31 protein-coding genes are annotated in these 18,003 nt (G+C 51.4%); 30 read left to right on the forward strand and 1 reads right to left on the reverse strand.

The features are described 5' to 3' along the window. Positions 1 to 26 precede the first annotated feature (26 nt). The 30 genes from rplB to ABXS88_RS08935 all read left to right on the forward strand — a co-directional run bounded on the left by rplB (position 27) and on the right by ABXS88_RS08935 (position 17,556). The gene (gene rplB / locus ABXS88_RS08790) at positions 27 to 857 is read left to right on the forward strand and encodes a 50S ribosomal protein L2 (RefSeq protein WP_353671671.1); all 831 of its coding nucleotides are present in this window, start codon (positions 27 to 29) and stop codon (positions 855 to 857) included. A gap of 42 nt (positions 858 to 899) precedes the next feature. Beyond that, a complete protein-coding gene (gene rpsS, locus ABXS88_RS08795; RefSeq protein ID WP_353671672.1) occupies positions 900 to 1,181 on the forward strand; it encodes a 30S ribosomal protein S19 in 282 nt (93 codons plus the stop codon). Between the two features lie 21 nt (positions 1,182 to 1,202). Then, positions 1,203 to 1,565: a 50S ribosomal protein L22 gene (gene rplV / locus ABXS88_RS08800; protein WP_353671673.1), complete on the forward strand. Its 363-nt coding sequence runs from the start codon at positions 1,203 to 1,205 to the stop codon at positions 1,563 to 1,565. A gap of 34 nt (positions 1,566 to 1,599) precedes the next feature. Further along, positions 1,600 to 2,328: a 30S ribosomal protein S3 gene (gene rpsC, locus ABXS88_RS08805; protein ID WP_353671674.1), complete on the forward strand. Its 729-nt coding sequence runs from the start codon at positions 1,600 to 1,602 to the stop codon at positions 2,326 to 2,328. A gap of 75 nt (positions 2,329 to 2,403) precedes the next feature. After that, positions 2,404 to 2,823, forward strand: coding sequence for a 50S ribosomal protein L16 (gene rplP, locus ABXS88_RS08810; protein ID WP_353671675.1), 420 nt, complete (start codon positions 2,404 to 2,406; stop codon positions 2,821 to 2,823). Positions 2,824 to 2,825: 2 nt separating this feature from the next. Further along, entirely contained in the window at positions 2,826 to 3,047 is a 222-nt protein-coding gene (gene rpmC, locus ABXS88_RS08815) for a 50S ribosomal protein L29 (RefSeq protein WP_353671676.1), read from the forward strand. 6 nt (positions 3,048 to 3,053) lie between these two features. Next, complete coding sequence (gene rpsQ / locus ABXS88_RS08820) at positions 3,054 to 3,299, forward strand: 30S ribosomal protein S17 (protein ID WP_353671677.1); 246 nt, start codon at positions 3,054 to 3,056, stop codon at positions 3,297 to 3,299. Positions 3,300 to 3,322: 23 nt separating this feature from the next. Beyond that, on the forward strand, positions 3,323 to 3,691 hold the full coding sequence (gene rplN, locus ABXS88_RS08825) for a 50S ribosomal protein L14 (protein WP_353671678.1): 369 nt from the start codon (positions 3,323 to 3,325) through the stop codon (positions 3,689 to 3,691). After that, the gene (rplX, locus tag ABXS88_RS08830; protein WP_353671679.1) at positions 3,691 to 4,041 is read left to right on the forward strand and encodes a 50S ribosomal protein L24; all 351 of its coding nucleotides are present in this window, start codon (positions 3,691 to 3,693) and stop codon (positions 4,039 to 4,041) included. The genes rplN and rplX overlap by 1 nt, the downstream gene beginning before the upstream one ends. Before the next feature lie 97 nt (positions 4,042 to 4,138). Beyond that, the gene (gene rplE / locus ABXS88_RS08835; protein WP_353671680.1) at positions 4,139 to 4,684 is read left to right on the forward strand and encodes a 50S ribosomal protein L5; all 546 of its coding nucleotides are present in this window, start codon (positions 4,139 to 4,141) and stop codon (positions 4,682 to 4,684) included. An 84-nt stretch (positions 4,685 to 4,768) separates the two neighbouring features. Beyond that, positions 4,769 to 5,170 (forward strand): 30S ribosomal protein S8, encoded by a 402-nt coding sequence (rpsH, locus tag ABXS88_RS08840; RefSeq protein WP_353671681.1) that lies wholly within the window; start codon positions 4,769 to 4,771, stop codon positions 5,168 to 5,170. Between the two features lie 58 nt (positions 5,171 to 5,228). Beyond that, complete coding sequence (rplF, locus tag ABXS88_RS08845; protein ID WP_353671682.1) at positions 5,229 to 5,768, forward strand: 50S ribosomal protein L6; 540 nt, start codon at positions 5,229 to 5,231, stop codon at positions 5,766 to 5,768. A 3-nt stretch (positions 5,769 to 5,771) separates the two neighbouring features. After that, positions 5,772 to 6,134 (forward strand): 50S ribosomal protein L18, encoded by a 363-nt coding sequence (gene rplR, locus ABXS88_RS08850; RefSeq protein WP_353671683.1) that lies wholly within the window; start codon positions 5,772 to 5,774, stop codon positions 6,132 to 6,134. A 28-nt stretch (positions 6,135 to 6,162) separates the two neighbouring features. Continuing rightward, entirely contained in the window at positions 6,163 to 6,684 is a 522-nt protein-coding gene (gene rpsE / locus ABXS88_RS08855) for a 30S ribosomal protein S5 (protein WP_353671684.1), read from the forward strand. Positions 6,685 to 6,781: 97 nt separating this feature from the next. After that, a complete protein-coding gene (rplO, locus tag ABXS88_RS08860) occupies positions 6,782 to 7,225 on the forward strand; it encodes a 50S ribosomal protein L15 (RefSeq protein WP_353671685.1) in 444 nt (147 codons plus the stop codon). Between the two features lie 92 nt (positions 7,226 to 7,317). Continuing rightward, positions 7,318 to 8,646 carry a preprotein translocase subunit SecY gene (gene secY, locus ABXS88_RS08865; RefSeq protein WP_353671686.1) on the forward strand — a complete coding sequence of 443 codons (1,329 nt, stop codon included), beginning with the start codon at positions 7,318 to 7,320 and terminating at the stop codon, positions 8,644 to 8,646. A gap of 82 nt (positions 8,647 to 8,728) precedes the next feature. Further along, entirely contained in the window at positions 8,729 to 9,292 is a 564-nt protein-coding gene (locus tag ABXS88_RS08870; protein ID WP_353671687.1) for an adenylate kinase, read from the forward strand. Positions 9,293 to 9,398: 106 nt separating this feature from the next. Then, on the forward strand, positions 9,399 to 9,626 hold the full coding sequence (gene infA / locus ABXS88_RS08875; RefSeq protein WP_075600645.1) for a translation initiation factor IF-1: 228 nt from the start codon (positions 9,399 to 9,401) through the stop codon (positions 9,624 to 9,626). A gap of 126 nt (positions 9,627 to 9,752) precedes the next feature. Next, the gene (gene rpmJ / locus ABXS88_RS08880; RefSeq protein ID WP_006515920.1) at positions 9,753 to 9,866 is read left to right on the forward strand and encodes a 50S ribosomal protein L36; all 114 of its coding nucleotides are present in this window, start codon (positions 9,753 to 9,755) and stop codon (positions 9,864 to 9,866) included. 73 nt (positions 9,867 to 9,939) lie between these two features. Further along, the gene (gene rpsM, locus ABXS88_RS08885) at positions 9,940 to 10,323 is read left to right on the forward strand and encodes a 30S ribosomal protein S13 (protein WP_353671688.1); all 384 of its coding nucleotides are present in this window, start codon (positions 9,940 to 9,942) and stop codon (positions 10,321 to 10,323) included. Positions 10,324 to 10,371: 48 nt separating this feature from the next. Continuing rightward, on the forward strand, positions 10,372 to 10,764 hold the full coding sequence (rpsK, locus tag ABXS88_RS08890; RefSeq protein ID WP_353671689.1) for a 30S ribosomal protein S11: 393 nt from the start codon (positions 10,372 to 10,374) through the stop codon (positions 10,762 to 10,764). A 104-nt stretch (positions 10,765 to 10,868) separates the two neighbouring features. After that, on the forward strand, positions 10,869 to 11,813 hold the full coding sequence (locus tag ABXS88_RS08895) for a DNA-directed RNA polymerase subunit alpha (RefSeq protein ID WP_353671690.1): 945 nt from the start codon (positions 10,869 to 10,871) through the stop codon (positions 11,811 to 11,813). 57 nt (positions 11,814 to 11,870) lie between these two features. Then, positions 11,871 to 12,221, forward strand: a complete 351-nt coding sequence (gene rplQ, locus ABXS88_RS08900) for a 50S ribosomal protein L17 (protein ID WP_353671691.1) — start codon at positions 11,871 to 11,873, stop codon at positions 12,219 to 12,221. Between the two features lie 17 nt (positions 12,222 to 12,238). Beyond that, positions 12,239 to 13,066, forward strand: coding sequence for a tRNA pseudouridine(38-40) synthase TruA (gene truA, locus ABXS88_RS08905; protein ID WP_353671692.1), 828 nt, complete (start codon positions 12,239 to 12,241; stop codon positions 13,064 to 13,066). A gap of 49 nt (positions 13,067 to 13,115) precedes the next feature. Further along, complete coding sequence (rplM, locus tag ABXS88_RS08910) at positions 13,116 to 13,571, forward strand: 50S ribosomal protein L13 (protein ID WP_353671693.1); 456 nt, start codon at positions 13,116 to 13,118, stop codon at positions 13,569 to 13,571. Then, the gene (gene rpsI, locus ABXS88_RS08915) at positions 13,571 to 13,984 is read left to right on the forward strand and encodes a 30S ribosomal protein S9 (protein WP_353671694.1); all 414 of its coding nucleotides are present in this window, start codon (positions 13,571 to 13,573) and stop codon (positions 13,982 to 13,984) included. Before rplM ends, rpsI begins: the two co-directional genes overlap by 1 nt. Before the next feature lie 16 nt (positions 13,985 to 14,000). Next, the gene (gene rpmE / locus ABXS88_RS08920; RefSeq protein ID WP_353671695.1) at positions 14,001 to 14,243 is read left to right on the forward strand and encodes a 50S ribosomal protein L31; all 243 of its coding nucleotides are present in this window, start codon (positions 14,001 to 14,003) and stop codon (positions 14,241 to 14,243) included. Positions 14,244 to 14,294: 51 nt separating this feature from the next. After that, the gene (locus ABXS88_RS08925; protein ID WP_353671696.1) at positions 14,295 to 14,663 is read left to right on the forward strand and encodes an ankyrin repeat domain-containing protein; all 369 of its coding nucleotides are present in this window, start codon (positions 14,295 to 14,297) and stop codon (positions 14,661 to 14,663) included. Next, positions 14,660 to 15,802, forward strand: a complete 1,143-nt coding sequence (locus ABXS88_RS08930; protein ID WP_353671697.1) for a murein transglycosylase A — start codon at positions 14,660 to 14,662, stop codon at positions 15,800 to 15,802. The genes ABXS88_RS08925 and ABXS88_RS08930 overlap by 4 nt, the downstream gene beginning before the upstream one ends. A 71-nt stretch (positions 15,803 to 15,873) precedes the next feature. Next, a complete protein-coding gene (locus ABXS88_RS08935; protein ID WP_353671698.1) occupies positions 15,874 to 17,556 on the forward strand; it encodes a DUF3352 domain-containing protein in 1,683 nt (560 codons plus the stop codon). Positions 17,557 to 17,692: 136 nt separating this feature from the next. On the opposite strand, the gene ABXS88_RS08940 is transcribed toward ABXS88_RS08935, so the two are convergent. Continuing rightward, positions 17,693 to 17,884 (reverse strand): replication restart DNA helicase PriA, encoded by a 192-nt coding sequence (locus ABXS88_RS08940; protein ID WP_353671699.1) that lies wholly within the window; start codon positions 17,882 to 17,884, stop codon positions 17,693 to 17,695. Positions 17,885 to 18,003 lie beyond the last annotated feature (119 nt).

The following is an 18,003-nucleotide window of genomic DNA, read 5'->3' on the forward strand; positions in this document are numbered from 1 at the left end:
ACTCATTACGGTACTAAGTAAACACCATGGGCATCCGTTCCTATCGGCCATACACCCCCGGAACTCGGCAGGCTAGTGTCTCCGACTTCTCCGAAATCACGAAAAGTAAGCCGGAAAAATCCCTGACCACCTACAAGCACGACCAAAAAGGTCGTAACAACCGGGGGGTCATTACCAGTCGCCATCGGGGTGGTGGCCACAAGCAACTCTATCGCATCATTGATTTTCGTCGGGACAAGCGTGATGTTCCCGCCAAAGTGGCAGCTATTGAATACGATCCCAACCGCAATGCCCGGATTGCCCTGCTTTTTTACCAAGACGGGGAAAAACGCTATATTCTAGCTCCAGCCGGATTAACTGTTGGTACTACAATTATTGCGGGAGAAGCGGCCCCCTTTGAAGTGGGGAATGCCCTTCCCCTCAGTCGCATCCCCCTAGGTAGTGAGGTTCATAACATTGAACTGATTGCCGGGAAAGGTGGCCAAATGGTGCGCTCCGCCGGGGCCTTTGCCCAGGTCGTTGCTAAAGAAGGGGATTACGTCACCATTAAGCTCCCTTCCAAAGAAGTCCGCATGGTACGCAAGGAATGCTACGCCACCCTGGGACGAGTCGGGAATGCCGATTTTCGGAACCTGAAATTGGGTAAAGCTGGCCGGACGCGCCATCTTGGTAAACGTCCCCATGTCCGCGGTAGTGTGATGAACCCGGTGGATCACCCCCATGGTGGTGGTGAAGGTCGGGCTCCCATTGGTCGCTCTGGCCCCGTTACCCCTTGGGGTAAACCGGCCCTGGGAGCCAAAACCCGCAACAAGAAGAAGCGGAGTACGGCCCTCATCGTGCGTCGTCGGACGAAGTAAGCGTTCTGTTACTGGATTTTATTACATTACTCGGATTAAACTATGGGTCGTTCTCTCAAAAAAGGGCCGTTTGTGGCGGAGCATCTCCTGAAAAAGGTAGAAAAGCTAAACGCCAAAGGCGAAAAACAAGTGATTAAAACCTGGTCTCGGGCTTCCACTATCCTCCCGGAAATGGTGGGCCATACGATTGCTGTCCACAACGGCAAACAACATGTCCCGGTTTTTGTTTCGGAACAAATGGTCGGTCATAAGCTGGGTGAATTTGCGCCGACGCGAACGTTCCGCAGTCACTCTAAGAGCGATAAAAAAGCGGGTCGCAAATAAGTCAAGAGGTCACAATACACTATGGCGATAGATACGACAGTCGAAACCAAGGCCATTGCCCGCTACGTGCGGATGTCCCCGTTTAAGGTGCGCCGTGTCCTGGATCAAATCCGGGGTCGTTCCTACCGGGAAGCCTTGATTATTTTAGAATTTATGCCTTACAAGGCCTGTGAACCTATCCTCAAGGCCCTGCGGTCTGCGGTAGCGAATGCGGAGCATAATGAAGGGTTAGATCCAGCTAGCCTGGTGGTTAGCCAGGCCTTTGCTGATGGCGGCCCCAGCCTGCGTCGCTTCCGGCCCCGGGCCCAAGGCCGAGCCTACCAAATTCGTAAACCCACCTGTCATATTACGGTTGCCGTGGCACCGTTGTTGACAGAGAACTAAGCCAACCTGTTCATTTGCCAAGCAAACTCAAACCATGGGACAAAAAATACATCCAGTAGGCTTCCGCCTTGGCGTTACCAAAGAGCACCTCTCCTGTTGGTATGCCGACGCTAAACGTTACCCAGAGCTTCTCCAGGAAGACCATAAAATTCGACAGTACGTCGAGAAAAATCTGAGTAACGCCGGCATTGCCGATATTCGCATTGAGCGTAAGGCCGACCAAATTGAACTAGCTATCCATACGGCTCGCCCAGGGGTCGTGGTAGGCCGGGGGGGATCTGGCATTGAGCAACTGCGCCAGGGCCTTCAGAGCGCTCTGGGGGGCACCCGGCAAATTCGTATCAATGTAATCGAAGTAGCCCGCGTTGATGCAGATGCCGCTTTGATGGCAGAATACATCGCCCAACAGCTAGAGCGTCGGGTTTCCTTCCGTCGCGTCGTTCGTCAGGCCATTCAACGGGCCCAACGGGCCGAAGTGAAAGGCATCAAAATCCAAGTCAGTGGTCGTCTTAATGGTGCAGAAATTGCCCGTACCGAGTGGGTTCGCGAAGGACGGGTTCCCTTGCACACCCTGCGGGCTGATATCGACTACTCCTATCGCACGGCTAAGACAACCTACGGAATCCTTGGCATCAAGGTCTGGATTTTCAAGGGAGAAATTATTCCCGGACAGGAAGAGTTTACCGCTGTCACCCCAGCCAACCAACCCCGTCGGAAATCCCGCCGTCAACAGTTTGAAGACCGTTCAGAGGATAAGAAATAGAGCACTATCCCCTGGGAACGCTTTTCTCTAGTCTGCCTCTCCTACTGATAACTAACCACTGATCGCTGATTCATCATGTTAAGTCCCAGAAGAACAAAATTCCGTAAACAGCAACGGGGCCGGATGCGAGGTTTAGCGGAGCGCGGTAGCACCCTCAACTTTGGTGACTATGCTCTCCAGGCCACGGAACCCTGCTGGATTACCTCTCGCCAGATTGAAGCGGCCCGTCGAGCCATGACCCGCTACATTCGTCGGGGCGGTAAGATTTGGATTCGTATTTTTCCCGATAAACCCGTCACCATGCGTCCCGCAGAAACCCGGATGGGTTCCGGTAAAGGTTCCCCTGAATTTTGGGTGGCCGTCGTCAAACCCGGTCGCATCATGTTTGAACTAGATGGGGTTTCCGAAGAAGTAGCTCGGGAAGCCATGCGCCTTGCAGCCCAAAAATTACCCATCAAAACTAAATTTATCACTCGTCAAGAGGAGTACATTTAACTATGCCTCTGCCTAAGATTGCCGACGCCAGAAAGCTTAACGCTGAAGAATTGGCAGAAGAAATTTTAGCCGCTAAGCGCAAACTGTTTGAATTGCGGTTCCAACAGGCCACCCGTCGCCTCGAAAAAAACCACGAATTTAAGCATACGCGTCATCGCCTAGCTCAACTGCTCACCGTCGAACGGGAGCGTGAACTCACCGCCCAATCATCCGAGGAGGAGTAAATCCCGATGGCTACTAAAGAGCGCGTGGGAACGGTTATTAGCAACAAAATGGATAAAACCGTCGTTGTTGCGGTAGAAAACCGCTCTCCCCACCCTAAATACGGCAAAATTGTCGTCAAAACCCAAAAATTCAAAGCTCACGACGAAGACAATCGCTGTCAAGAAGGCGACCGGGTTCGTATTCAAGAAACCCGTCCCCTCAGCAAAACCAAGCGTTGGATCGTGACGGAAATCATGAGCCATCAATCCTAATTGTTTACCCCCTGGAAATTGCTGTGATTCAACAACAAACCTATCTCAATGTCGCAGACAACAGTGGTGCCCGTAAACTCATGTGCCTGCGGGTTCTGGGAACCGGCAACTGTACCTACGGTGGCATTGGTGACCAAATTATCGCCGTTGTCAAAGATGCGATTCCCAATATGCCCGTCAAAAAATCCGACGTGGTTAAGGCGGTGATCGTCCGGACGAAACAACCCCTGCGTCGTGATAGTGGCATGACCATCCGTTTTGATGACAATGCCGCTGTGATTATTAACAACGACGGTAATCCCAAGGGAACGCGGGTCTTTGGCCCAGTGGCTCGTGAACTGCGGGATAAAAACTTTACCAAGATCGTTTCCCTCGCCCCGGAGGTTCTCTGATGAGTAAAACCCAAAAAGCGCCTCAACGTTACAGAATGCACGTCAAAGCAGGAGATACCGTCCAGGTCATCTCCGGTAAAGACAAGGGTAAGGTCGGTGAAATCCTGAAAACTATCCCTTCGGAAAGCCGGGTGGTGGTCAAAGGGGTCAATATCCGTACTAAGCATGTAAAGCCCCAACAGGAAGGAGAATCGGGACAAATCACTACCTACGAAGCTCCAATCCATAGCTCCAAGGTCATGCTCTATTCTGTTAAGGAAAAGATTGCCAGCCGCATCTGCTACACCTTTACCGATGATGGTCGGAAAGTGCGGATGCTCAAAAAAACTGGCGAAATTCTCGATAAATAGAGATAGATCAGCCGACAAGTCCCTCAGTAACCAGTTTTTTTACCGCCCACAATAGTTCATTTATTCTCTGACCAAGCCCAGAGAGCAGAATAAAACCATGGCCCAACGACTCAAAAGCCTTTACCAAGCAACCATCGTTCCGAAACTGAAGGAAGAATTTGGTTATACCAACATTCACCAAGTCCCCAAAGTGGTGAAGGTGACCGTTAACCGCGGTCTAGGGGAAGCTTCTCAAAATGCCAAAGCCTTGGAGTCGTCTCTAAGTGAACTGGCTACGATCACGGGACAAAAGCCTGTGGTCACCCGCGCGCGTAAGGCCATTGCCGGCTTCAAGATTCGTCAGGGGATGCCCGTTGGGGTGATGGTTACCCTCCGTTCTGACCGGATGTATGCCTTTCTCGACCGCTTGATTAATTTAGCCCTACCTCGCATTCGCGACTTCCGAGGCATCAGCCCTAATAGTTTCGATGGTCGGGGTAACTACAGTTTGGGTATTCGTGAACAGTTAATCTTTCCGGAAATTGACTACGACACCATCGATCAAATTCGGGGTCTAGACGTTTCCATTATTACCACTGCCCAAACCGATGAAGAGGGCCGCGCCCTCCTCAAGGCCATGGGAATGCCCTTTAGAAATCCCTAGGCTTCAGGAAGCAACAGCTCATCCTTGATGGCTGTTCAATGCTCACTGCCAAAGAACCCATTAGGAGTATCAACGTAAGCAATAATGGCCTCTAACGACACGATTTCCGATATGCTCACTCGCATCCGTAATGCCTGTGCAGTGAGACACTCTACCACCGAAGTCCCCACGACTAAAATGACCCGCAGTATTGCCCAGGTGCTGAAAAGCGAAGGCTTTATTGAAGATTACGCTGAAGTGGGAGAAGGGGTTAAAAAATCCCTTGTCCTGACCCTAAAGTATAAGGGCAAAAATCGTCAGCCGCTGATCAATACCCTCCAACGGGTTAGCAAGCCAGGCCTCCGGGTTTATTCTCCCTGTAAAAATATCCCTCGGGTACTGGGGGGCATTGGCATTGCCATTGTCTCCACCTCTCGCGGTATTATGACCGACCGGGAAGCTCGTCGCCAGGGCATCGGGGGGGAAATTCTCTGCTACATCTGGTAATCATAGGTCGATGACTACCCTCTGAGTAATTCTAAAGTTTAAATCTACACAACTGCTTATGTCTCGTATTGGCAAACGCCCTATTACCCTTCCCGCCAAGGTTACGGTGGAATTGCAATCGTTACAATTAACGGTTAAAGGCCCCAAGGGAACCCTGGCCCGTCAATTACCCGAAAAGGTGGCCCTCCAGCAGGCTGACAATGTCTTAACAGTGGTGCGTCAGGATGAATCACGGACAGCACGGGAGCGCCATGGCCTGGTCAGAACCCTCGTCGCCAATATGGTGGACGGAGTTTCCAAGGGCTTTGAACGTCGCCTTGATATCCAGGGGGTCGGTTATCGTGCCCAGGCCCAAGGCAATAAATTAATCCTCAACGTTGGCTACAGTAAGCCTGTGGAAATGCTGATGCCTGAAGGGATTCAAGTTGTCGTCGAAAACAATACCCAAGTGATTGTCAGCGGCATTGACAAGGAATTAGTCGGCAATATGGCCGCCAAAATTCGGGCTGTACGTCCCCCAGAGCCTTATAAAGGCAAGGGGATTCGTTACCAAGGTGAATTTGTTCGTCGTAAAGCGGGTAAAACCGGGAAGAAATAAGCTATGAAAGAGTCACGCAAAATTGCTGTTCAGCGTCGCCACCGACGCATTCGCCGAATTATTACCGGCACCCCCGAGCGGCCACGGTTAGCGGTTTTTCGCTCAAATAATCATATCTATGCGCAGGTTATTGACGATGTTGCCCAACATACCCTGGCTTCTGCATCGACCCTCGATCCCGACCTCAAAGCAGATGTAGAGACTACGGCGACCTGTGAGGCTTCAGCAGCCGTGGGTAAATTAGTTGCCCAGCGGGCCATTGCCCAGGGCATCGAAAAAGTCGTTTTTGACCGAGGTGGCAATCTCTATCATGGCCGTGTCAAAGCCTTGGCAGAGGCAGCCCGGGAAGCTGGCTTAAGTTTCTAGATAACCTTAGATATTTTACGGAGAAATTATGGCAAAGCGTCGTAAAACGAGCCGAACCAAAGCCAAAGAAACTAACTGGCAAGAGCGCGTTATTCAAATTCGTCGCGTCAGCAAGGTAGTCAAAGGAGGTAAAAAACTAAGCTTCCGGGCCATTGTTGTCGTAGGTAATGAAAATGGTCAAGTCGGCGTTGGTGTCGGCAAAGCCGGTGATGTAATCGGAGCCGTCAAGAAAGGGGTCGCCGATGGCAAAAAGCAACTGATCGATGTCCCCTTAACCAAGGCTAATTCAATCACCCATTTGGCCAACGGTGCATCAGGGGGAGCGAAGGTAATTATTCGTCCCGCCGCCCCTGGGACGGGGGTAATTGCTGGGGGAGCCGTGAGAACGGTGCTTGAATTGGCTGGGGTTAAAAATATTTTGGCCAAACAACTAGGTTCTAATAATCCCCTCAATAATGCCCGGGCCGCTGTCAATGCCCTAGAAACGCTTCGTACCTTTGGTGAAGTTGCGGAAGAACGGGGTGTCAGCATCGAGCATTTGTACACTTAGACTGCATCGCCCTGGATGTTCTCCGGTGTGTGGGTCTTGGCCCTTGTGCTCTAGCCCGTCTCTTTAGATTAAACCTTTGCAATTGGTCATCAATACTATGCAACTTAATGAATTAGCTCCAAAAGAGGGCGCGAAGAAACGCCGTCGTCGGGTCGGCCGAGGTATTTCAGCCGGCCAAGGCGCGAGCTGTGGCTTTGGTATGCGTGGTCAAAAATCCCGTTCTGGTACGGGAACCAAGGCTGGCTTTGAAGGAGGCCAAATGCCCCTGTATCGTCGCCTGCCAAAACTTAAACACTTTCCCCTCTACAATCCTAAACATTACACCGTGGTCAATGTGGGCAAACTCGCAACCCTAGCGCCCGAGACGGAAGTCACCCTAGAAACTTTAATGGAAGCCGGCATCGTCACCAGTAATGATGGCCCACTCAAAATCTTGGGTCACGGCGACCTTTCCGTCGCGCTCACGGTCAAGGCCCTCTGTAGCGCCGGTGCCAAAGCCAAAATTGAAGCCGCTGGCGGCACGGTTGTCAGCGAAGAATAGTTCCCCCGCCAGCCCGTCCCTGTGTCACCATGGGCAGTAGTAGGCGTCTTGCCTAGTGGACACTGATAACACAATCATGGATGTCAAGAACAATGGTCGTTAGTCGCGATAAAACTCCAAGTGCGCAGGAAACCTTCTTGCAAATGGCCCAAGCTGCGGGTCTCCGCGGCCGGTTGTTGATCACAATTGGGCTATTGATATTAGTGCGTCTGGGGATTTTTATTCCCCTACCGGATATCGACCGTCAAGCCTTTAGCCAAGCCATCAGCTCCAACGCGGTGTTAGGTTTCCTCGATATCTTCACCGGGGGCGGGATTTCCACCATTGGTATTTTCGCGCTGGGGATTCTTCCCTACATCAACGCCTCCATCATTATGCAGTTGCTCACGGCGGCCGTACCGGCCCTGGAAGATCTGCAGAAAAATGAAGGAGAAGCGGGTCGTCGTAAGATTTCCCAGTACAGTCGCTACGTTGCCTTGGGCTGGGGCATTATCCAGAGTGTGGGATTAACCGTGGGTCTACTCCGTCCCTACGCCCTGAACTACGGGCCTTTATTTATTGTCCAGACGGTTTTGGCTCTGACCGCAGGATCCATGTTTGTCATGTGGATTTCAGAACTATTGACGGAACGAGGGATTGGTAACGGGGCCTCTCTACTGATTTTTGTCAACATTGTAGCCACCCTGCCTCGCACCCTAGGCAATACCATCGACTATGCTCAGACCGGAGGGCGTCAAGCGATTACCTCGGTGGTTTTGTTGTTTGCGGTCTTCTTAGTGATGATCATTGGGATTGTCTTTGTCCAGGAAGGAACGCGGCGAATTCCTATCATTTCGGCCCGTCGCCAGGTCGGCAAGCGCTTATACCGTGAGCGGACAAGCTATCTACCCCTCCGTCTAAACCAAGGTGGGGTTATGCCGATTATTTTTGCCTCGGCGGTGTTGATTTTACCCTCTTCTCTAGCCAGCTTTTTTAACAACAATCAAGATTTGAGTGCCATCAGCCAAGTGCTGATCCAAGTGAGCAATACCCTTCGTCCCGGTACCTGGGTTTACACCATTGTTTATTCCTTGATGATCTTTTTCTTCAGCTATTTTTACGCCAGTTTAATTGTTAACCCCGAAGATGTTTCTAAAAACCTTAAGAAAATGGGGTCTAGTATTCCGGGGATTCGACCGGGCAAAAAAACCGAGGAATATTTAGAAGGGGTACTCAACCGCCTTACCTTTTTAGGGGCTATTTTTCTCAGTATTGTGGCAACAGTGCCGATCTTTGTTGAACGAGCCACTGGAGTAACGACTTTCCAGGGACTAGGAGCCACTTCTCTGCTGATTCTGGTCGGGGTGGCTATTGATACAGCCAAGCAAATTCAAACTTATGTCATCTCTCAGCGTTATGAGGGCATGATTAAGCAGGATTAAGACCATCGTTTCAGGCCGGGTTAAAATCCCTGCCTGATTTTTTTTACTTTTTTTAAATTCATTTTTACCACAGGTTATACACATGACAGCGGGACGGGGCTTAATTTTTTTAGGGGCACCAGGGTCGGGGAAAGGCACCCAGGCTCAAATTTTAGCGACAGACTTACAAATTCCCCACATTTCCACCGGAGATATGCTCCGTCAAGCCATTGCCGATGCCACCCCCCTAGGGCAACAGGCCAAAAGCTATATGGAGCAGGGTGAACTGGTGCCGGATGATTTAATCCTCGGCCTCATTCAAGAACGACTCGGTCAACCCGATGCCCAGAAGGGTTGGATTCTAGATGGTTTTCCCCGCAACCAGTCCCAGGCGGAATTTCTAGACAACCTCTTGACGCAAATCCACCACGAGGTGGGTTGGGTGATCAACCTCCACGTCAATGATGATGTGATTGTGCAACGGCTATTACAGCGCGGTCGAGCGGACGACCAGGAGGAGACTATTCGTCATCGCCTAGAAGTATATCGAGAAAAAACTGCTCCGTTGCTGGCTTTTTATCAAGCAGCCCAAAAACTTCACACCGTTAATGGCGATCGATCCATGGAGGCCATCTCCGACTCTCTACGAATGCTGCTGACGACTTAAAACGTTACCAAAATTTGTTAAGCTATTACAGGTGGGTCTTGATACCGCCTGGTTTTGTCTCGACTATATACCTTTCCCAAAAAAACAACAGGAGGTCAGCAAAGGATTGTCTAAGCAAGATTTAATTGAGATGGAAGGAACCGTAACAGAGTCGTTACCCAATGCTATGTTCCGCGTCGATCTAGATAACGGCTTCAATGTTTTGGCTCACATTTCCGGCAAAATTCGCCGTAACTATATCAAAATTTTACCGGGCGACCGCGTCAAGGTTGAGCTGACTCCCTACGATCTAACCAAGGGGCGAATCACCTACCGTCTTAAAAATAAAAAATAAATCCACTTCTAGGGCCTTGCAACCGCCGGGGCTTTCCTGTTTTTCCAATAAAAGCCCTCTAAGAAGCTGACAAGAGTCCCACTTATTGCTATAATAAAAAGCTTGCAGTGTTGCCAAAGAATAGGCATGAAAGTTAGAGCGTCTGTCAAAAAAATGTGTGATAAGTGCCGCGTCATCCGACGACGAGGCCGTGTGATGGTGATTTGTTCTAACCCGAAACATAAACAACGTCAGGGCTAGGACTTTCTTTAAGTCTTCATCAATCCAGTCTAATCAACAAGTACCAAATCCAACTGATAGAGGGAGAAACAACGTGGCGAGGATAGCTGGTGTTGACCTGCCCCGAGATAAACGTGTCGAAATCGCGCTGACTTATCTCTACGGCATCGGTCTATCACGATCTCAAAAAATCTTAGCAGAAACCGGGGTAAACCCCGATACGCGGGTGAAGGATCTCAGCGATGAGGATGCCTTGGCCCTGCGGACGTATATAGAGGCCAATTACGAAATTGAAGGGGATTTGCGCCGCTGGGAGGCAATGAACATCAAGCGTTTGGCCGACATTGGTACCTACCGAGGACGTCGTCATCGTCAAGGATTGCCAGTGCGAGGTCAGCGGACTCGAACCAATGCCCGCACCCGCCGAGGGCGTCGTGTTACTGTTGCCGGCAAGAAAAAAGCTCCGGCCAAGAAATAATTTTTCGACTATTGCAATTCTATTCAGCAGAAAACTTAGGCTACAACTATGGCGCGTCCAACCAAGAAAAGCGGCCCCAAAAAACAGAAAAAAAATGTTCCCAGTGGTGTCGCCCATATTCAATCCACCTTTAACAACACCATTGTTACCATTGCTGATACTCGGGGAGATGTGATCTCCTGGGCCTCCGCTGGCTCTAGTGGCTTCAAGGGGGCCAAAAAGGGAACCCCGTTTGCAGCCCAAACGGCGGCGGATAATGCCGCGCGGCGCGCCATGGAGCAAGGAATGAGACAATTGGAGGTTATGGTGAGTGGGCCAGGGGCCGGTCGAGAAACAGCGATTCGGGCCTTACAGGGGGCTGGTCTGGAGATCACCCTCATCCGTGATGTTACCCCCATCCCCCACAACGGTTGTCGTCCCCCTAAACGTCGGCGGGTGTAATCCTTGCGCCTAGGGACTCTAACGGACAAAGTTGGGATGTTAGAAAACCGCACGACATAAGCAAGCAAAGGGCTAACGAATGATAGACAAGGGAGATCACGGCTGTGGCGCAGTTTCAGATTGAGTGTGTGGAATCCACCACCAGAAAAAATCAGGGTCAGTATAGTAGATTCGTGTTAGAACCCCTAGACCGGGGTCAGGGAATTACGGTGGGGAATGCCCTCCGGCGGGTTCTTTTATCTAATTTGCCTGGGGCGGCCGTCACGGCAATCCGGATTGCTGGCGTTAACCACGAGTTTGCCACTATCCCGGGGGTGCGAGAAGACGTCCTAGAAATCATGCTCAACATGAAGGAAGTTATCCTCAAAAGCTACAGCGACCAACCTCAAATTGGTCGTTTAGTGGCGACGGGCCCCGTTACGGTCACGGCGGGACATTTTGATGTGCCTTCGGAATTAGAGGTGATTGACCCCAATCAGTACGTGGCAACCTTAGTGGAAGGGGCCAAGCTGGAGATGGAGTTTCGGGTTGAGCGGGGCACCGGCTACCGAGCCATTGAACGAGGCAAGGATGACTCCTCTTCCCTGGATTTCCTGCAAATTGACTCGGTTTTTATGCCGGTTACGAAGGTTAATTACAGTATCGAAGAAGTCCGGATTGATGGTCTGGGGATTAAAGACCGTCTGACGTTGGAAATCTGGACCAATGGCAGTGTCCATCCCCGAGAGGCCTTGTCGGAAGCAGCCCAGATTATTGCTGGCCTATTTGCTCCCCTGAAGGACCTCAACGAACTGGAGACGACCCAAAGTGATTACCAAGATGAGGTCAATCCCGAAAGCCAAATTCCCATTGAGGAACTCCAACTTTCCGTTCGTGCCTACAACTGTCTCAAGCGGGCTCAGATTAATACCGTAGCCGATCTCCTGGACTACAGCCAGGAAGACCTACTGGAAATCAAAAACTTTGGCCAAAAATCGGCGGAGGAAGTGATCGAAGCCTTACAAAAACGCTTGGGAATCACTCTACCGCTGGAAAAAGCCAAGGTCTAAATGGATAAATCAGACTAAATTTTTAACGTCTTCAGTTTAACTTTTAGGAGAAAACCAATGCGACACGGATGTCGAGTTCCCCAGCTGGGTAAACCAGCCGATCAACGAAAGGCCCTCCTGCGGGCCCTGGCCACGGAATTGCTCCGCCATGGCCAAATTACCACTACCAAGGCTAGGGCCAAAGCAGTTCGTGCCGAGGTGGATCGCATGATCACCTTAGCCAAGGATGGCTCCCTCGCGGCTCGACGACGGGCTTTGGGTTACATCTACGATAAGGGCCTGGTTCATGCCCTCTTTGCTGAGGCCCAGGAGCGCTACAAAAACCGGAATGGAGGCTACACTCGCGTGGTACGAACCCTTTCCCGTCGCGGCGACAATGCCGAAATGGCCATTATTGAGCTAGTTTAGAGCGCTAATTGTCTGTCGTGGAACATTCTTCCCCTTCTTCCCAGCGTGTTGCCCTGTTACTCCAGTATTTGGGCACCCATTTTCATGGCTGGCAACGACAACCCCAGCATCGCTCGGTACAAGGAGAACTCGAAGCGGCCCTGACGTCCGTAGTGGGTGAGGCCATTACCGTCCATGGTGCGGGTCGTACCGATAGTGGCGTACATGCAGCTGCCCAGGTAGCCCACTTTGATGTGACAGGAACAGGAATCGCCCCGGAACGCTGGGCCCAGGTGTTAAACGCCCGATTACCCAAGGATCTTTTAATCCGTGCTTCCACTGCTGTTCCGGTCGGCTGGCATGCTCGTTTTTCGGCCCTGTGGCGGCGTTATCGTTACACGATTTATACCGACCAATGGCCAAATCTCTTTGTCCGTCAATTTAGTTGGCACTACTATCGAGCGCCGCTAGAGGAAAACCTCATCCAAAGGGCCTTAACCCCCTTATTAGGCCGGCATCACTTGGCGGCTTTTCACCGAGCGGGGTCTAGTCGTCCCCATTCCTGGGTAGAGGTGCAGGGGGTCGAGTGTTATCGACGAGGGCCAATTTTAACCCTGGAAATTCAGGCCAGTGGCTTTTTGTACGGGATGGTTCGCCTCTTGGTGGGCCTACTGGTGGAAGTGGGGAGCCGTCAGCGTTCTTTAGAGCAATTCCAAGAGATTTGGATGCAGCAACGGCGCGAATTGGTTAAGTATGCGGCACCGCCCCAGGGCCTCTGTTTACTGCGGGTGGGCTATCCAGACCCACTTTTTCCGCCCAACCTTTGGTTTGATAGCCAGCCGCTCCTGAGCTTTTCCTCCCCTTGACGGGCCGCTATTGCCCAATGGTTTAACCTTTTATTGATAGCTAAAATCCATGAACAAAACCCTACTCCCCAATCCAGAAACCCTAGAACAAAAGTGGTATATCATTGATGCCGCCGATCAACGCCTTGGTCGTCTGGCCACGGAAGTTGCCATGATTCTCCGGGGAAAAAATAAACCCACCTTTACTCCCCACTTGGATACCGGCGATTTCGTGATTATTGTTAATGCGGAAAAAGTCGATGTCACTGGCAGAAAGAGAGAGCAAAAACTCTATCGTCGCCATTCTGGTCGTCCAGGCGGAATGAAAATTGAAACCTTTGATAAGCTCCAGGCCCGTATCCCTGAGCGCATTATTGAGCACGCCGTAAAAGGGATGTTGCCCAAAAATTCTCTGGGCCGCAAGCTCTTTACCAAGCTGAAAGTCTATGCAGGCCCTGGCCATCCCCACCAAGCTCAACAACCTGAAACCCTTGTCATCAATACCATTCCCGCTGGAGATAACTAATGCAAGTCACCGATTCTAAAAACAAAGTCGTTTACTGGGGGACGGGCCGCCGTAAGCAAGCCGTGGCTCGTGTCCGCCTGGTTCCTGGCACGGGCGAAATCATTGTCAACGGCAAAGCCGGGGAAATCTACTTTAACCGTATTGCTAACTACCTCCAGAGCATCAAGGCTCCCCTAGAAACTCTGGGCCTTGAGAACGAATACAATATTTTAGTTAATGCTTCCGGTGGGGGCCTGACGGGCCAAGCCGACGCGGTTAAATTGGGCGTAGCTCGGGCCCTCTGTCAGTTAGCCCCGGAAAATCGTCAACCCCTGAAGGTGGAAGGCTACCTCACCCGTGACCCCCGCGCCAAGGAACGGAAGAAATACGGTTTACACAAAGCCCGTAAGGCCCCCCAATACTCCAAACGTTAGACAGAGGAATTTGATTATGCCCAAAGCTGGTATTCATCCCACCTGGTACCCTGAAGCTAAAGTGATTTGCAATGGTGAGGTCGTTATGACCGTGGGGTCCACCCAACCGGAAATCAATGTGGAAGTTTGGTCTGGCAACCATCCCTTCTACACCGGTACTCAGAAAATTATTGATACAGAAGGCCGGGTTGACCGCTTCATGCGCAAGTACGGTATGCGAGACAAAGGCAAAAAAGCCGACGACAAATCGCAACAATAATGCTCTTATGACTCTTCCCCCTGCTTGGGGGTTTTTTTTCAAGTATTGACTGTGGCTCAGCAACCCGATTGGATTACACTCTACGAACGCTTAGCCCAGGGCCAGTCTCCCGATGACGCCTTAGTCCAGGCATGTTTGAACTCGCGCAATGGTCTGGGGGAAACCATGCTCCATTGGTACGCCATTGAAGGGGAATCTTTTGTGCTAGAGCGTATTGTGAGCCTGGGTTTTGACGTCAATACTCAAAATATTTTTGGGAATACACCAATAATGGAAGCCGCTTTGATTGGCCGCTGGGACAATGTTAAGGTTTTACAGAATCATGGTGCCCGTTTAGATATTTGTAATCAGGAGGGCCAAGACTACTGGGCTTATCTAGAGGAATTTGGCATTGTTGTACCCGAAGGGATTTTTTCATGAAACTCTTGTTGACGCTTCCGGCCCTGGCCCTGGGCCTTAGTCTTGCCCTGCCGCTGGCCCTTGTCGCCCAAAACCGGGTGGCGGTGCTAGTGCCCCTGCCCCCAGCCTCAATCCCAGAAGGACTCGGCCGGGATGAACAACTCTTTGCCCAAGACCGTCAGGCCCTGCTTCAGGCGATTAACCATAGCTTGACCTATCTCAATTCCCCGAAAGCGGCCCGCGATTACCACAACTACCCCATTGCCAGCGTCACCCAGGCCCGGGTGAAGCGCTCACTCCTCCGTTTCCAAACCCTGGTGAAACAGGCTCGCTCGGCCCAGTCCCTGCAGTCGGCAGTCCAGCGGGAATTTGTTTTTTACCAGGCCAGTGGCCACGATCAACAAGGAACAGTACACTTTACCGGCTATTTTGAGCCGATTTACACTGCCAGTCGCCGTCGCACCGAGCAATACCGTTATCCGATTTATCGTCGGCCCCCGGATCTGGCTCAATGGCCCAAGCCCCATCCCCCCCGCAGTGTTCTGGAAGGCGCAGATGGCCGAGGTCGTCAAAGTCCCCTCAAGGGCCAAGAATTATTATGGTTCCGAGACCGTCTAGAGGCCTTTTTAGTCCAAATTCAAGGTTCGGCTAAAATTAATCTCCCCGATGGTCGGCACATTTCCTTGGCCTTTGATGGGGCCACGGATTATCCCTACACCAGCATTGGCAAGGAAATGGTCAAGGATGGTATTTTTCAACCGGGAGAAATCACCCTGCCTAAGCTGATCGATTACCTTAAGGCCAATCCGGCCCAGTTGGATCGTTACCTGCCCCGCAATCAACGCTTGATTTTTTTCCGAGAGACTGCCGCTACCGTGCCAGCAAAGGGTAGCTTGGGTGTGCCGGTCACCGCTGAACGCTCCATTGCTACAGATAAAACCTTAATGCCGCCGGGAGCCCTGGCGCTACTCCAGGCCCCAATCCCCAACCGTCAACTCCAAAAAACCTCGGTCAGTCGCTACGTCCTCGACCAAGATACGGGTAGTGCCATCCAAGGGCCAGGCCGGGTGGATATTTTTATGGGAACCGGCACTCTGGCTGGAGACCGGGCGGGCCTGATGAGTGACGATGGAAAATTATATTATCTTCTTCTGCGTTGAGCGAGGAAGGGATTGCGGGCCGCAGATTCTGATAAGTTAGGGGAGAATGCGTTATCGCGCTTGGTGGCCCCATGACTTCCCAACCCCGTTCCTTGTTCGTAACCCTGGCCCTTGCCGTTTTTTTGCTATTCAGTTTGGCCGGCCTTGGGTTCTATTGGATTTTAGCCCACAGTTCCCTGCCGCTGTTGGCTGGGGGCGTGGAGCGGGCCCCGATCACAACGGCTTTTATTCCTAAACAATCATCGGTGGTACTATCGCTATTGGTGAATCCCGACCGCCTGGAATCCTTTGCCCAGTTGGTGGTCGATCCCCAACGCCGCCGCCGTACCCATCGGGAAATCCGAGAACTCGAGCAAAGTCTCTTGGCGAAAACCGGGCTAGAGTACGAGCGGGAAGTCCAACCCTGGCTAGGAGAAGAAATGACCCTGGCGGTCACGGATTTAGACTACGACCACCAAGCAAATAATGGTATTCAACCAGGCTATCTCTTGGTTGTCCATAGCAAAGACCCCCAACTCAGTCGGGAATTTTTACAATTAGCCTACGCCCGAGCCTCGATTGCTGGGACATCCGACCTTGTTTACGATACCTATCAAGGGGTAAACCTAACCTATCAACGTCCCCGCCAGCCGACGAGCAACAGCAATTTATTAGCAAGTGCGGTGGTGGGAGATTACGTTCTTTTTGCCAATCATCCCCGAGTTCTGCGACAATCCTTAGCTAGTCTCCAGGCCCCTGGCCTCAAACTCGATGATTCCCCGGCCTTCCAAGCCGCTCTCCAAAGCCTAGACTCTCCCCGCATTGCCCTCCTCTACGCCAATTTCCCGGTCCTATCTGCCTGGTTAAGTCAACAAGCCAAGCCGGAAACGCCCGCCCTAGACCAGACCCTCACCCTAAGTTTGGCCCTCCGTGCCCAGGGCCTGGTGGCCAAAACGGCTCTAACCGGGGTCACCGCACCGCCCCAAGCCCTTCCGGCCTTAACTCAACCCGTCAGTACGCTTTCCCTAATTCCTAACCGTAGTGGGTTAATGGCTTCAGGTCACAACCTCCAGGCCCTCTGGCAACAAATTCAAACGGGCCTGGCTCCCCAGAGCCCTCTCCAGCAGACTCTAGAGCGTTTGGTTGACAACCTACAAAACCCCTTGGGTCTGGATCTGGCCCAGGATATTTTTGCATGGGTGCAAGGGGATTACAGTCTCATGCTATTGCCCGGACAGAAAAATGCTCGATTCGACTGGGCGTTTGTAGCCGAGCGTTTAGCTAATACACCAGTAGAGGAGGCCTTTGCTCATCTGGATAACCTTGCCCATGAACAGGGCTACGAAACTACCACTCTACCCGTTCGTGAGCAATCCGTCCGGGCCTGGACGAAACTAACGGCCAATGCGATTAACCAAGTAACAACCCTAGAGGCCCAGGTGCGCGGGGCCTATTTGCTCCAGGATGAACGAGTGATTTTTGCTACTTCTTTAGAGGCCCTGTCTCAGGTTCTACAGCCCGAAAAAGAGGCTTTAATCAACAGCGAAACCTTTCTTAAGGCTATTAGCGCTCTACCAACAGAAAACCAGGGCTACGTTTATATCGATTGGCCAGCGAGTGAAACCTTTTTAGCTAAACAATTTCCCTTCCTACGGGTGGTTGAACTTTCTCTCAAGCCCTTGTTTAATAACTTGCGCTCCTTGACCCTAGCTAGTGAGGGCCAAACGGAAAATGTCCGCAAGACCACGGCCTATTTCAACCTAGGGGTGCAGTAGGCTCCGCTGGGTCACGCTCTTGCTTGGGAATTTCCATGGCCTTAGGCGATTGCTTACAAAGTTTATACCAGCAAATCCCCCAGTCTTGGGGGATGTAGGGGTCTTGAAGACGTTACTTTTTTGCTTGGAAATCGCCTTAGGGTTGCTTGACACCAGGAATATAGGATTCAACGACGTTGCCGGTTTTTTGACAATTGACCATTAGGTAATCACAAACAGGACAGGCAGTTTCGGTAATCTGAAGTTGGGGAAAATGCTGTCGCTGGGCATGATTACCACAGTTGGGACAACGAATTGTTTGTTTATTAATCATGGGAAGGGCCATCATAAAAAGTACGAAAAAATTAAAAACGAAGATGTAATGAAACCGGCTATCGGTAAGCGTTTAAAAACGGAAGGACTTCAACAGACGACCAATCAGAAAGACCTTAACCTTACTGAGAAAGC

It is taken from the genome of Synechocystis sp. LKSZ1, from assembly GCF_040436315.1.
Classification (GTDB): Bacteria; Cyanobacteriota; Cyanobacteriia; order Cyanobacteriales; family Microcystaceae; genus Synechocystis.